This is a genomic window from Streptomyces ureilyticus (assembly GCF_011045025.1).
Classification (GTDB): domain Bacteria; phylum Actinomycetota; class Actinomycetes; order Streptomycetales; family Streptomycetaceae; genus Streptomyces; species Streptomyces ureilyticus.
In genome coordinates this window covers 14369-27941 of sequence record NZ_JAAKZX010000012.1, presented here as the reverse complement: position 1 = coordinate 27941, position 13573 = coordinate 14369, and the positions used below count along the sequence as shown (strand labels likewise).

12 protein-coding genes and 1 pseudogene are annotated in these 13573 nt (G+C 71.2%); 4 read left to right on the top strand and 9 right to left on the bottom strand.

Annotated features, from left to right (window positions below; genetic code table 11):
* Positions 1 to 51: 51 nt before the first annotated feature.
* Positions 52 to 744: a response regulator gene (locus tag G6048_RS06035; protein WP_165338397.1), complete on the bottom strand. Its 693-nt coding sequence runs from the start codon at positions 742 to 744 to the stop codon at positions 52 to 54.
* A 557-nt stretch (positions 745 to 1301) separates the two neighbouring features.
* Between G6048_RS06035 and adhP the strand changes: the two genes are divergently transcribed.
* From adhP to G6048_RS06020, 3 genes are all read left to right on the top strand, one after another.
* Positions 1302 to 2312, top strand: coding sequence for an alcohol dehydrogenase AdhP (adhP, locus tag G6048_RS06030; protein WP_165338396.1), 1011 nt, complete (start codon positions 1302 to 1304; stop codon positions 2310 to 2312).
* Between the two features lie 114 nt (positions 2313 to 2426).
* Positions 2427 to 2759 (top strand): cupin domain-containing protein, encoded by a 333-nt coding sequence (locus G6048_RS06025; RefSeq protein WP_165338395.1) that lies wholly within the window; start codon positions 2427 to 2429, stop codon positions 2757 to 2759.
* 133 nt (positions 2760 to 2892) lie between these two features.
* Positions 2893 to 3885, top strand: coding sequence for an Acg family FMN-binding oxidoreductase (locus G6048_RS06020; RefSeq protein ID WP_165338394.1), 993 nt, complete (start codon positions 2893 to 2895; stop codon positions 3883 to 3885).
* 8 nt (positions 3886 to 3893) lie between these two features.
* Here G6048_RS06020 and G6048_RS06015 read toward each other — a convergent pair.
* Positions 3894 to 4142: pseudogene (locus G6048_RS06015) on the bottom strand (pyridoxamine 5'-phosphate oxidase family protein); the annotation flags it as partial.
* Positions 4143 to 4465: 323 nt separating this feature from the next.
* On the opposite strand from G6048_RS06015, the gene G6048_RS50830 reads away from it, so the two are divergent.
* A complete protein-coding gene (locus tag G6048_RS50830) occupies positions 4466 to 4597 on the top strand; it encodes a hypothetical protein (RefSeq protein ID WP_268978608.1) in 132 nt (43 codons plus the stop codon).
* Positions 4598 to 4645: 48 nt separating this feature from the next.
* On the opposite strand, the gene G6048_RS06010 is transcribed toward G6048_RS50830, so the two are convergent.
* The 7 genes from G6048_RS06010 to G6048_RS05980 all read right to left on the bottom strand — a co-directional run bounded on the left by G6048_RS06010 (position 4646) and on the right by G6048_RS05980 (position 13416).
* Positions 4646 to 4996, bottom strand: coding sequence for a cupin domain-containing protein (locus G6048_RS06010; RefSeq protein ID WP_165338392.1), 351 nt, complete (start codon positions 4994 to 4996; stop codon positions 4646 to 4648).
* Positions 4997 to 5026: 30 nt separating this feature from the next.
* Positions 5027 to 5872, bottom strand: a complete 846-nt coding sequence (locus tag G6048_RS06005; protein WP_165338391.1) for a class I SAM-dependent methyltransferase — start codon at positions 5870 to 5872, stop codon at positions 5027 to 5029.
* Between the two features lie 133 nt (positions 5873 to 6005).
* Complete coding sequence (locus tag G6048_RS06000; RefSeq protein WP_165338390.1) at positions 6006 to 6554, bottom strand: vitamin K epoxide reductase family protein; 549 nt, start codon at positions 6552 to 6554, stop codon at positions 6006 to 6008.
* An 83-nt stretch (positions 6555 to 6637) separates the two neighbouring features.
* Positions 6638 to 7408 (bottom strand): respiratory nitrate reductase subunit gamma, encoded by a 771-nt coding sequence (narI, locus tag G6048_RS05995; RefSeq protein WP_165338389.1) that lies wholly within the window; start codon positions 7406 to 7408, stop codon positions 6638 to 6640.
* A complete protein-coding gene (gene narJ, locus G6048_RS05990) occupies positions 7405 to 8187 on the bottom strand; it encodes a nitrate reductase molybdenum cofactor assembly chaperone (protein ID WP_165338388.1) in 783 nt (260 codons plus the stop codon). The genes narI and narJ overlap by 4 nt, the downstream gene beginning before the upstream one ends.
* On the bottom strand, positions 8184 to 9719 hold the full coding sequence (gene narH / locus G6048_RS05985) for a nitrate reductase subunit beta (protein WP_165338387.1): 1536 nt from the start codon (positions 9717 to 9719) through the stop codon (positions 8184 to 8186). The genes narJ and narH overlap by 4 nt, the downstream gene beginning before the upstream one ends.
* Before the next feature lies 1 nt (position 9720).
* Positions 9721 to 13416 (bottom strand): nitrate reductase subunit alpha, encoded by a 3696-nt coding sequence (locus tag G6048_RS05980; RefSeq protein ID WP_165338386.1) that lies wholly within the window; start codon positions 13414 to 13416, stop codon positions 9721 to 9723.
* Positions 13417 to 13573: the final 157 nt, after the last annotated feature.

The window sequence follows — 13573 nt, the reverse complement described above, 5'->3', positions numbered from 1 at the left end:
AACGGGGGCGAGCCGGGGAGACGTTCGGCCCCACGGCTCACCCGGGCTGCTTCAGCGCCCTTCTTGCCTTTGCCGGTCCTGGGCCTGGGTGGCGATGACCGCGGCCTGGATGCGCCGCTCGACCCCGAGCTTGGCCAGCAGCCGGGAGATGTGGTTCTTCACCGTCTTCTCGGCGAGGTAGAGACGCTGGCCGATCTGGCGGTTCGTCAGGCCCTCGCCGATCAGGGCCAGGATCTCCCGCTCCCGGTCCGTCAGGCCCGGCAGGGCGTCAGGTTCGGGCTCCGGCTCCTGGCCCTGGCGCAGCCGGGCCATCAGCTTGGCAGTGGCACTGGGGTCGAGCAGGGACTGGCCCCGGGCCACCGTGCGGACGGCCGACACCAGGTCCGAGCCCTGAATCTGCTTCAGCACGTACCCGGAGGCACCGGCCATGATCGAGTCGAGCAGGGCTTCCTCGTCGTCGAACGAGGTCAGCATCAGGCAGGCCAGCTCCGGCATCTGGGAGCGCAGTTCGCGGCACACGGTCACGCCGTCGCCGTCGGGCAGGCGCACGTCGAGCACCGCCACCTGCGGGCGCAGCGCGGGCACGCGCACCAGCGCCTGCGCGACATTGGCGGCCTCGCCGACCACGGAGATGTCCGGCTCGTCGTCCAGCAGGTCGTGCACCCCACGCCGGACCACCTCGTGGTCGTCCAGCAGGAAGACCCGGATCGGGTTGTCGGGGCCGGGCTGCTCGCCGTCCGCCATCGGAAACTCCTTGTTCTGCGCCGTCTGAATCCTGCACCGGACATGGCCCATCAGACGCAACTGGTCTGTGTCTATCGCAGATCTTGCGCGATCGAGGGCCGAAGGGCCAGGGCCGGTCGGCCCTACTGACCCCAGAACCCCGTCTTTCCCTGAGGCACGCTGATCGGATCGCCTACCCGGAGCCAACCGCTGCCGGACAAGGAACTCGTCGGCACGCTCAAACCATGGCGCGAGCGTGATCTCCAGATCCCGGTCACCCGCGTCGTCGGTCCGGGTTACGCCTCCGACGTCGTACCGACCGCCACGAGAGGCGGCGCGTGGTGGTCGGCCACGCCGGGCGCCGGCCCGCGCTTCCCGGCACGCACGGCCGTGCTCCATGGCGGCGGATCAGCAGGATGCATCCCACGGCAGCGCGCTCTGCCCGGCTCAAGGGGGCTGTTTCCGAGCGGCTCGGGGCCGATCGGCCCCATCCCCGAGGACGTCCGGGACCTGCCGCCACGCCGGGACGGAGCCGACGCTGGAATCGCACCCCACCGACAGAGCTTGAGGAGCATTCCATGAAGGCAGCAGTCGTCCGGTCCTTCGGCGAGCCGCTGGTGATCGAGGAGCGCCCGGACCCGGAGCCCGGCCCCGGCCAGGTCGGCATCCGCCTGGAGGCGTCCGGACTGTGCCACACCGACATCCACGCCGCGCACGGCGACTGGCCCATCAAGCCCACCCCGCCGTTCGTCCCCGGCCACGAGGGCGTCGGCATCGTCGAGGCGCTCGGCGCCGGGGTGACCCACCTGGAGATCGGGCAGCGGGTGGCCGTGCCCTGGCTGGGTTGGGCCTGCGGGCGCTGCGAGCACTGCCTGTCCGGCTGGGAGACGCTGTGCGCGCAGCAGCAGAACACCGGCTACAGCGTGGACGGCGGCTACGCGGAGAAGATGCTCGCCCCCGCGGACTTCGCCGCGGTGGTCCCCGACGGCATCGACCCGCGCGACGCCGCCCCGCTGACCTGCGCCGGCGTCACCACCTACAAGGCGTTGAAGGTCGCCGGAGTGCGCCCGACCCAGCTGGTGGCGATCTCCGGCATCGGCGGTCTGGGCCACCTCGCCGTGCAGTACGCGAAGATCGCCGGAGCCACCGTCGCCGCGATCGACGTCACCGACGACAAGCTCGACCTCGCCCGGGAACTCGGCGCGGACATCCTCATCGACGCCCGCAAGGAGGACCCCGCCGAGGTCCTCAAGGAGCACGGCGGCGCGCACGCGGCGATCGCGCTGGCCGTCAACGAGCAGGCGTTCGCCTCCGTCTACGGCGGACTGCGGCGCGGCGGCAAGCTGGTCATGGTCGCCCTGCCCGCCGGCGGCACCATCAGCGTGCCGATCTTCGACACCGTCCTGAACGGCACCTCGGTCATCGGCTCCATCGTCGGCACCCGCCAGGACCTGGACGAGGTGTTCCAGCTGCACGCCGCCGGACGCACCAAGGTCATCTACGAGACCCGCCCGCTGGACACCGTCAACGACTCCATCGCCGCGGTCCTCAGCGGCCAGATCAAGGCACGCATCGTCTTCGAGATGTGAGGTGCCGGAACCACGCGGCCGCCGGCGGCACCGCAGCAAAATCCGCTTGCGGCCAGCCGCACGGCGCGCCGGCGGTCATCCGTCACGTCCGCGAAGACAAGGAGACTGGAAGCCATGCAGAAGCTCTCACTCGACGCGCTGGCCCGCGAGCACCTGGAACGCGCCACGGCCGCCTCCACCGGACGCAGCGCCGCCACCGTCTACGGCGGCCACGAACGCGTCCTGCGCCAGACCGTCCTGGCGTTGACCACCGACACCGCCCTCGCGGAGCACGAGAGCCCCGGTGAGGCGACCCTGCTGGTGCTGCGCGGACGCGTGCGGCTCACCAGCGGCGACACCTCCTGGGAGGGCCGGACCGGTGACCTGATCACTATCCCCGAGGCCCGCCACAGCCTGCAGGCCATCGAAGACGCGGCGGTGCTCCTCACCGTCGCCAAACACGGCTGACGCCGAACCGCTGACGACGCCCCCGCGCCCCGCGAGATACGGGCTCGTCGCGCGACCGAGCCGCTCAGCGCCCGCCAGCGGGGTACCTGGTGGTGGGGACCACGTCCCGGCGGGCGCTCGTGAGGAGGACGGCATGGCATTGCGACAATTCGATGAGAAGACGGTGACGAGGATGGTGGCCGAGGCCACGGCGGCCCCGTCCATGCACAATGCGCAGCCGTGGCGCTTCCGCTTCCTGACCGGTGAACGTCTCCTGCTGCTGTATGCCGATCTGGCGCGGGCCATGCCCCGGTCCGATCCCGACAACCGGGCACTGCACATCGGCTGCGGGGCGGCACTGTTCAACCTGCGGGTCGCCGCCGCGCACGCGGACCTCGCCCCGGAGATCCGGCTGCTGCCCGAGCCGCACGACCTGCTGTTGCTCGCCGCCGTCCATCTGCCCGAGGAGGCCGGGCGCGGGCGGGACGACGCCTTGGCGCGGCTGTACCCGGCCATCCGGCAGCGGCACACCAGCCGCCATCCCTTCGCCGAGAAGGACGTCCCCGAGGACGTCCGGGTCACCTTGCAGGACGCTGCCGAGCGGGAGGGGGCCGTGCTGCTCTTCCCCGGCCCTTGGCACGCCGAGACCGTGTTCGACCTGATCCGCGACGCGGAGAGCCGGGATGTCCTGGACCCGGACGCCGGCGGGGACCTGGTGCGCTGGACTCGGCTCGGACCGGAGGCGGACCTCGCCGTCGACGGGGTCCCTGAGTACGCGTTCGGGCCGCGCAAACGGGACGGTAGGGCGCCCGTGCGGGACTTCGCCGGGCGCCGGCCGGTGGCTGACCGCGGCACCACCGCCTTCGAGCACACCCCGCACCTGGCTCTGCTGAGCACCCGCGGTGACGGCCCTGCCGACTGGCTGCGTGCCGGGCAGGCACTGCAACGCGTCCTGCTCGAGGCCACCCTCGCCGACCTGGCCACCTCCCTGACCTCCCACGCGCTGGAGGACCGCGCGCTGCGCCTGCTGGCCCGCGACCCGGGAACGGGCACCGGCCAGGTGCAGATGGTGCTGCGTCTCGGCTACGGCCCGCGGGGCCCGGCCACTCCCCGCCGCCCGGTGAGTGACGTTCTCGACACGGTGTGACCGAGGATCCCGGACCGGGTTGCCGCAGTGAACTCGTCCGCCTCGAAGGCGACCACGACGCCGTCGATGGCGCGTACGAGATCGGAGTCGGCCGAGGTGTACAGCAGGACGGAGGTGTCCTCGTCCAGGGAGAAGTTGACCGGAAGGACCGCGGGCAGTGCCTGCCGGGTGTAGACCACGCGGCCGACCGGCACCTTGGCCAGCAGGCACAGGCACTCCCGTCGGCCGAGAACACGAAAGGCGTCGTTTCCGAGCATCAGACCATCCTCAGCGTGGCCGCCGGCGCGGGAGTAGGGCCGGTCGGCCCTGTCTTTCGCATCCGGCAGGAGCGGACCGTAGCCGGGGTTCGAAGGAGCCGCGCGAGCAATCCGGGGCACGGCCGGTAGAGGGACCGGCGGCCGGACCGGGCGCGGATGCCATGCGGAAACGGCCGGTGTTCAAGAACCTGATGATGTTGGCCGCGCACTGGTCGGGGCGGCGCGCTCAGCTGTTCGGCGTCGGCCCGAGCCCAGCCGGTTCCTGCGTACCTCCAAGGCGACGGCGGTCTTGGGACTGGACAGCACCCCCGCGTGCGCAGCACGTGCGCGAAGAGTCCTTCGGCTCATCGGACATCTCCGTCGGAGAGATCACCGCGCACCACGCGGACCATGTCCGCATCACCGATCTGTGCTCGATGCTGCCGCCTACGGTGGCAGCGGCGTGGGTGCGGTGATCCGCGGGGCCTCTGCCGGCGCGGCGCCGCCAAAGGCCCGACGGCTGGTCACGCTGCGGAAGGCGCCTCGGATCCGGACGGTTCCGGCGCGGGCAGCATGGTCAGCAGCATCACGCTCGGCTCGGTGGCGTACACCGAGTGCGGCAGCCGCGCGGGCAGACGGATCCAACTCCTGGGTGTCGCCTCGATCTTCTCCTCGCCCAGAACCAGGTCGAGACGGCCCTGCACGACCTGGATGACCACGGGCAGCGCCGAGGTGTGCTCGGTCAGTTCCTGGCCGGCGGCGAAGGCGAAGCCGACCACGCGCAGACGGTCGTCGCGGTACAGGACGCGGCTGAGGGTGCCGTCCTCGGGCACGGTCAGTTCGGTGGCCAGGTCGGTGATCACGGTGGCGGACATGGGGGCGTACCTCCTCCGGGCCGGGACGGCTCAGGGCTGGGACGGGGTGGGGACGGCGAGCAGGCTGATCGCGCTCAGGTGGGCGTGGTGGCGGTGGAAGACGCGGCGCATGTGCAGCACACGGCGCAGGGCGGCCGGGTCCCGCAGCGCCCGGCCGGCGATGCGCAGCGCGGGGACCAGACCTTCGTCGGCGACGAGTCGGCCCGGTTCGAGCAGCGCCATCGGTGCCGTCTTGTGGGCGGTGACGGTGAAGCCCTCGTCGGCGAGGAGATCGGTCCAGCCGGTGGGCGTCAGGGGGCGAGCGCCGACGTGGATGGCCTCGCGCAGGTCCGCGGTGATCCGCTCGGCGAGGGCCGGGTCCAAGTCGTCGGGGAGCAGGCACAGTTCGTGGATGGCGTACCGGCCCGTGGAACCGTCGAGGAGACGGCGGGCCTCCCGTACGATGCGCCGCTTGGCGGGCTCGGGCTGCATCGTCAGCATCGCCTCCCCGTATACGACGCTGGCGTCGCCGTCCGGCAGCCTGGTGTCCGCGGCGTCGGACCGTACGGCACGCACCGTGGTCAGGCCGGGCGCGGCGAGGGCGCTGAGTGCGGCCACGGCGGCCGGGTCGCGGTCGACGGCGGTGTAGGCGGCCGGGTGGCGGGCGAGGGTCAGCCGGGCGGTGGCGCCGAGGCCGGCGGCCAGCTCCACCACCCGGTCCTCCGGGTCCACGCCCAGGGCGTCCAGCATCCACCGGGTCAGCTCCACACCGCCGGGGCGCAGCACCCGCTTGCCCAGGCGGGCCAGTAGCCAGTGGCCGGGCATGCGGGTGGCGTCCAGTCCGTCGCCGGGGACGGGGAAGTTGTGCCGCAGGGCCGAAGGTTCTGTCGATGCCATGTTCGTGCCTCGCTTTCTGCCTGCATCGGTGTCACTTAGGCGAACCTAATCCGGGGTGATGGCCGGGCGCGGGGGCCGAACGTCCCGATTGAAGGGCCCAGTGGGGCACGTCCGCGCCGGCCCTGCGATGCGCCTACAGCAGGCCGCTCCAGTACGGCCAGAAGCGGGTGAGGACGAGCATCGCGATCACCCCGTACCAGGCGCCGAGCAGCATCCAGTGCGTGTCCCGGAGGATGTACAACACACCGCGGGGCACGGGGACGATGCCCCGTTCGAGGCAGTGCAGGGTGACGTACCAGAACAGGGCGATGGTCACGATCCAGATGGCGGCGCAGTACGGGCAGAGCTTGTTGAGCTCGTACAGCGACTCCCCGATCAGCCAGTGCACGAACGCCACGCCCACCAGCGCCCCGCCGTCCAGCGTGAGCCACAGCCGCCGGTGCAGGCGCGCTCCGGCGAGCACGGCGATGCCCAGCGCGGTCACGGCGGCGAAGGCGCCGAGGCCGAGCAGCATGTTGGGGAAGCCGAACAGGCTGCCCTGCGGGCTGGACATCACGCTGCCGCAGCTCACGACGGGGCTGATGTTGCAGGGCGGTTGGTAGGCCGGGTCCTTGAGGAGCCGCCAGGCGTCCACGGTGAGCTGGAAGGAGGCGAGCCAGCCGACGGTCCCGGTGAGGGTCATCATCCATCCCGTTCGGCGGCTCGCTCCCACTGTCTCAGGGCGCCGGGTGGTCGTGGCGTCCGGTGCGAGCGCGGGGCCGTGACTCATGCGGCTCGCCGGGAGCCGGAGGCCGGCCGGGTCCGGCCCGCGGTCGTCGGGACTGCCGCCGGTGTGGCCCGTCGTCGGTAGACCAGGTACGGGCGGGCCAGGTAGCCGATCGGGGCGCTCCACACATGCACGAGCCGGGTGAACGGCCAGGCCGCGAAGAGCAGGAAGGCGGTGAGAGCGTGCAGCTGAAAGAGCAGCGGGGCTCCGGCGATCGCCTCGGGGTGCGGCTGGAGGACGAACAGGCCGCGGAACCATACGGAGACGGTGGAGCGGTAGTCGTATCCGGCGCCGAAGACGTTGTGCGCGGCGGTGGCGGTGATGCCGAGCAGGACGGTGGCGGACAGCAGCGGGAAGAGGAGCTTGTCGCTGCGGTCGGTGCCGAGGCGGATCTGGCGGGTCAGCAGCCGGCGGGCGCAGAGCATACCGAGCCCGGCGACCATGGCGATGCCAGCAACTGAGCCTGTCCACACGGCGGTTGTGTGGTAGGCGTGCTCGCTGATGCCGGCGGCCTCGGTCCACGCGTCGGGGATGGCGAGCCCCACGACATGCCCGGCGATCACCATGAACGCGCCGAGGTGGAACAGCGGGCTGCCCCAGCGCAGCCAGCGGTGTTCGAGGAGCTGGCTGGTGCGGGAGGTCCAGCCGAACTGGTCCTGGCGGTAGCGCCATACGTGGCCGACGGCGAACACGGCGAGGCAGATGTAGGGCACGGCGACCCACAGGAGCAGATCGGCGCCGCTCGCCGGGGCGGAGAGCGAGGTGTTCATCGGGGTCCTTCCGTACGGCTGGTCGGGGCAGGCGGCGGCACTCGGGTCGGCGGAGCCGGCATCGGCGGCACGAAGGTGCCCGGCGGGGCGAACTCCCCGTCCCCGTACGTCCCGTAGGGGTCGAGGCCGACTTCCTCGTTCGGCGGGCCCTCGGCGACGAGCTGGGCCACCGCCGCGCGGTCCGCCTCGGTGGGCGGCGGCAGCAGGGTGAGCAGCGCGGCCAGGACATGCCGGTACGCGGAGTCGGCGTCGGTCAGGGCGCGGTGGATCAGCTCAAGACCGCGCCGGTGCTGGCGCAGCGGTGCCTCGCCGCCGCCCGGGCCCGCCAGCGCGGCGAACTCCAGGACGACCGGCAGGTGGTCGGGCAGTTCGCCGCCGTCGGTGTCCCAGCCCGCGGCCTTGTAGCGCTGGTTGAGGGTGAGCAGGGCCATGCCGCGGCGGCGGGTGTCGCCGTGCAGATAGTAGGTGAGGTAGAGGCTGCTTTTGCGGCGCAGGTCGAACATCTCGACGTAGTGGCGTTCCAGTTCCTCCGGTTCCTGGTCGGTGAACCAGGTGGTGAAGGCGGCCAGGTGCTCGGCGGCGGGCGAGGGCGACAGTGCCTCGATGGTCGTGGTCAACACCGGGCGTGCGGCGGTCAGTTCGGTGTCCGGGTACTGCAGGAGCAGTGAGCACAGGCGCAGCAGCAGGGTGCGTGCCTCGGCCTCCTCGGGGGTGAGGCGGGCGGGGCGGCGTATGGCCGCGCGGACGCGGGTGCGGACTATGGAGGGCAGAGGGCTCATGACCGGCCTCCGGCGGGTGCTTCGGACGTACGGCGGCGCAGGGTGGGGATGCCGAGCATGACCTTGCGGGGTTCGGCGGTGTCGGACGACTCCACCGGGCAGCGGTTCTCCATCGCGGTCAGCGCGGCGGCGTCCTCCTTGTGCGCGGCGGGAACGACGTACCGGTCCTGGTACTTGGCGATGGCGAGCAGGCGGTGCAGGTCCTCCGCCTCACGTGCGGTGAGACCCACAGCCTTGAGTGCGGCCTCGTCGCCGTCCTCACCCAGGGTGCGTTCGCGCATGTACGAGCGCAGGGCGGTGAGCTTCATCAGCACCCCGGCGACCACGTCCGCGTCTCCTGCCGTGAACAGTTCCGCCAGGTACTCCAGCGGGATCCGCAGCCGGGTGACGGCGGCGAAGACATGGTCGGGGTCGTCCTGGTTTCCGCCCGCCGCGTCCACGGCGTCCAGGACGGGGGAGAGCGGGGGCACATACCAGACCATCGGCAGCGTGCGGTACTCCGGGTGCAGCGGCAGCGCGACCTTGTAGCGCATGACCAGGTCGTACACGGGGGAGCGGCGGGCGGCCTCCAGCCAGTCCTCGGGGATGCCCGACTCCCTTGCTGCCGCGATGACTTGGGGGTCGTGAGGGTCGAGGAAGACACCGCGCTGGGCGTCGAGGAGGTCCTGCTCGTCGGGGGTGGCGGCGGCCTCGCCGACGCGGTCGGCGTCGTACAGGAGCAGGCCGAGGTAGCGCAGGCGGCCGACGCAGGTCTCGGAGCAGACGGTGGGCTGGCCGGCCTCGATGCGCGGGAAGCAGAAGGTGCACTTCTCCGCCTTGCCGGTGGCGTGGTTGACGTACACCTTCTTGTACGGGCATGCCGTCACGCACATCCGCCAGCCCCGGCAGCGGTCCTGATCGACCAGGACGATGCCGTCCTCGACCCGCTTGTACATCGCCCCCGACGGACAGGCCGACACGCAGGCCGGGTTGAGGCAGTGCTCGCACAGGCGGGGGAGGTGGAAGAGGAAGGTCTGCTCGAACTCGAACTTGACCTTCTCCGCCCACTCGCCGGTCAGGTTCGGGTCGCCGCCGGCGTTCTCGGGGGCGCCGCCCAGGCCGTCCTCCCAGTTGGCGCCCCAGGTGATGGCGGTGGGCTTGCCGGTGAGGACGGAGCGCGGGCGGGCGACCGGGATGTCCTTGCCGGCCGGGGCGTTGACGAGGTTGTCGTAGTCGTAGGTGACCGGCTCGTAGTAGTCCTCGATGGACGGCAGGTCGGGGTTGGAGAAGAGGGACAGGAGCCGCTTGATCCGGCCGCCGGAGCGCAGGACGAGACGTCCGCGCTTGTCGAGCATCCAGCCGCCCTTCCAGTGTTCCTGGTCCTCGTAGCGGCGGGGGTAGCCGACGCCGGGCTTGGTCTCGACGTTGTTGAACCAGGCGTACTCGACGCCGGTGCGGTTGGTCCACGTCTGCTTGCAGGTGACCGAGCAGGTGTGGCAGCCGATGCACTTGTCGAGATTCATGACCATCGCGATCTGTGCCATCACGCGCATGTCAGTACTCCACATCCTGCGAGCGACGGCGAATCACGGTGACCTCGTCGCGCTGGTTGCCGGTCGGGCCGTAGTAGTTGAAGGCGTAGGTGAACTGGGCGTAGCCACCCGCGAGATGGGTGGGCTTGAGCAGGAGGCGGGTCAGGGAGTTGTGGATGCCGCCGCGTTTGCCGCTGACCTCGGTCTTCGGGACGTTCACGTTGCGGTCCTGGGCGTGGTACATGTACACGGTTCCCTCGGGCATGCGGTGGGTGACCACGGCCCGGGCGGCGACGACGCCGTTGCGGTTGTACGCCTCGATCCACTCGTTGTCCTTGACGCCGATCTTCTCGGCGTCGGCGGTGGACATCCAGATCACCGGGCCGCCGCGGGACAGGTCGAGCATGTACTTGTTGTCCTGGTAGTTCGAGTGGATGGACCACTTGGAGTGCGGGGTCAGGTACCGGACGGTGACTTCGGCGCGGTCGCCGCCGAGTTGCTCGTTCCCGTAGTGCCGGGGCGTGTTCAACGGGGGCCGGTAGACGGGGAGTTGCTCACCCATCTCGCTGATCCAGTCGTGCTGGACGAAGAAGTGCTGGCGGCCGGTGAGGGTGTGCCAGGGCTTCTTGTGCTCGGTGTTGATGACGAACGGCGAGTAGCGGCGGCCACCGGTTTCCGAGCCCGACCACTCGTACGACGTCATCACCGAGCGCGGCTGAGTGCGGGTGTCGGCGAACGTGATCCGCTCCGCCTCCCGTTCGGAGGCCAGTTCCACCAGGCCCTCGCTGCCGGTTTGCCGCTCCAGCTCCCGGAAGCCCTCGGTGGCCAGGCGCCCGTTGGTGGTGCCGGACAGGGCGAGGATCGCCTCGCACATGTGGCTCGCGGTGGCGAGGGAGGGCCGTCCGGCGGCGATGCCGTCCCGGACGGTGCCGTTGCGGCGCCGCAGGTCGTCGATCTCCTGGTTCGGGTGGACGGTGACGCCCTTGGTGGTGGTGCCCAGGGTGTCAAGGAGCGGGCCGACGGCGCGCATCTTCTGCGCGGTCGCGGCGTAGTCCCGTTCGATGACGACCAGCTTCGGCATGGTGCGGCCGGGGATCGGCTCGCACTGGCCGGTCTTCCAGTCCCGTACGACGCCGCCGGGCTGGGCGAGTTCGTCCGGGGTGTCGTGCAGCAGCGGCACCGCGAGGACGTCCGTGCGCTTGCCGAGGTGCTCGGCGGCCAGCTCGCTGAACTGGTCGGCGATGGTCAGGAAGGTGTCGTAGTCGGTGCGGGCCTGCCAGGGCGGGGCGATGGCCGGGGTGAAGGCGTGTACGAAGGGGTGCATGTCCGTGCTGGACAGGTCGTCCTTCTCGTACCAGGTGGCGGCCGGCAGGACGACGTCGGAGAGCAGGCTGGTGGAGGTCATCCGGAAGTCCATGGTGACCAGCAGGTCGAGCTTGCCCTCGGGTGCCTCCTCCCGCCACACCACGTCCTTCGGGCGCGCCTCGGGCGGGGTCTCCTCGGAGCGGACCGCGGCGTCGGTGCCCAGCAGGTGGCGCAGGAAGTACTCGTTGCCCTTGCCGGAGGAGCCGAGCAGGTTGGCCCGCCACACGGTCAGTACGCGGGGGAAGTTGGCCGGGTCGTCGGGGTCCTCGACGGCGAACCGCAGCCGCCCGGACTTCAGCTCGTCCACGATGTGCTCGGCGACCGGGCGGCCCGCGGCGGCCGCCTCGTCCGTCAGGTCGAGCGGGTTGCGGTTGAAGCCGGGGTGACCAGGAGACCAGCCCAGCCGCACGGCCTGCGCCAGGCAGTCGGCGAATCCCTTGCCCTTGAACCGGCCGTCACCGAGCGGGGACGCCAACTCGTCGGGCCCGAAGGCCTCGTAACGCCACTGGTCGGAGTTCAGGTACCAGTACGAGGTGCCCGCCATGTGCCGGGTGGGCCGCTGCCAGTCGAAGGCGAACGACAGGTGCTGCTGCCCGGTGACCGGGCGGACCTTCTCCTGGCCGACGTAGTGCGCCCAGCCGCCGCCGTTCACGCCCTGGCAGCCCGTCATCGTCGTCAGCGCCAGGAACGCCCGGTAGATGGTGTCCGAGTGGAACCAGTGGTTGGTGCCCGCACCCAGCGCGATCATGGAACGGCCGTTCGTGCGCTCGGCGTTGCGGGCGAACTCCCGGGCGATCCGGGCCGCCTGCTCCGCCGGTACCGAGGTGATCGTCTCCTGCCAGGCAGGGGTGTACGGCTCCGACGCGTCCTCGTACGAGGAGGGCCAGCTGCCCGGCAGACCCGCCCGCTTCACCCCGTACTGGGCGAGCATCAGGTCGAAGACCGTGGTCACCAGCCGTCCGCCGATCCGGCGGACCGGAACGCCCCGGACCATGACCGAACCGCCCTCGGTGCCGCCCTCGTCGAACCGGGGCAACGCGATCTCGACGGTGTCCTCGGCCCGCTCCAGCAAGCTCAACTCCGGGACGACATCGCCCAGTTCGAGATTCCAGCGGCCTCGCCCGGCTTCCCCCCACCGGAAGCCGAGCGAGCCGCCGGGGACCACCGGTTCGCCGGTGGCCCCGTCCAGGAGGACCGTCTTGAACTCGGCATGCTCGTCTTCATGGCCGAGTTCGGCGGCGGTCAGGAACCCGTCGGGGACGAGTCCGTGGTCGTGCTCGCGCAGGGTCACCAGAAACGGCGCGTCGGTGAACTTGCGCAGGTAGTCCTGGAAGTACGGCACCTCGCGGTCGACGAGGAACTCGCGCAGGATCACGTGCCCCATGGCCATCGCCAGCGCGCCGTCCGTGCCGGGGTGCGGGGCCAGCCATTCGTCGGCGTGCTTGACGTTGTCCGCGTAGTCGGGGCTGACCGCGACGACCTTGGTGCCGTTGTAGCGGGTCTCGGTCAGGAAGTGCGCGTCGGGCGTGCGGGTGACGGGGATGTTGGAGCCCCACATGATCAGGTAGCCCGCGTTCCACCAGTCCGCCGCCTCGGGGACGTCGGTCTGGTCGCCGAAGACCTGCGGGGAGGCGATCGGCAGGTCGGCGTACCAGTCGTAGAAGGAGAGCAGGGTGCCGCCGATCAGCGACATGAAGCGGGCGCCGGCCGCGAAGGACGCCATCGACATCGCCGGGATCGGGGAGAAGCCGGCGACGCGGTCAGGACCGTACGTCTTGATGGTGTGCACCTGGGCGGCGGCGATCAGCTCGCTGACCTCGTCCCAGTCGGCGCGGACCAGGCCGCCCTTGCCGCGGGCGCGCTTGTAGGCGCGGGCCTTCGCCGGGTCGCCGGTGATCTCGGCCCAGGCCGCCACCGGGTCACCGAGGCGCTTGCGGGCCTCGCGCCACGGCTTCAGCAACGCGCCCCGCACATACGGGTAGCGGACCCGGCTGGGCGAGTACGTGTACCAGGAGAACGACGCACCGCGCGGGCAGCCGCGCGGCTCGTACTCGGGGCAGTCGGTGCCGATGGAGGGGTAGTCGGTGGCCTGGTGCTCCCAGGTGATGATGCCGTCCTTGACGTACACCATCCACGAGCACGAGCCGGTGCAGTTCACCCCGTGCGTGGAGCGCACCACCTTGTCGTGCGCCCAGCGGTCCCGGTAGAAGCCCTCCCACTTGCCGTCGTTCTCGCCGAACACGGCGCGTCCGTCGGCCGACACCTCACGGCGGGTGAGCAGCCGCCGGGCGGCCAGCGGCCAGCCTTCACCGGCGCGCGACTCCTGGCGTCGTGCGTTCTGATCGTTCTCCATGGCCCGGAACGCTATGTGTCGCGCACCGCGTCGCACCTGGGTCCGGCGGTCCCTGCCGGGCGACCTTCCGGCCCCCTCTGAGCGGTCGTAATAGGGCCCAATGGCCCTGGTGGTCGGGTCCGGTCGGCCGGGGAGCCGGGTGAGGCCGACGTTGCAT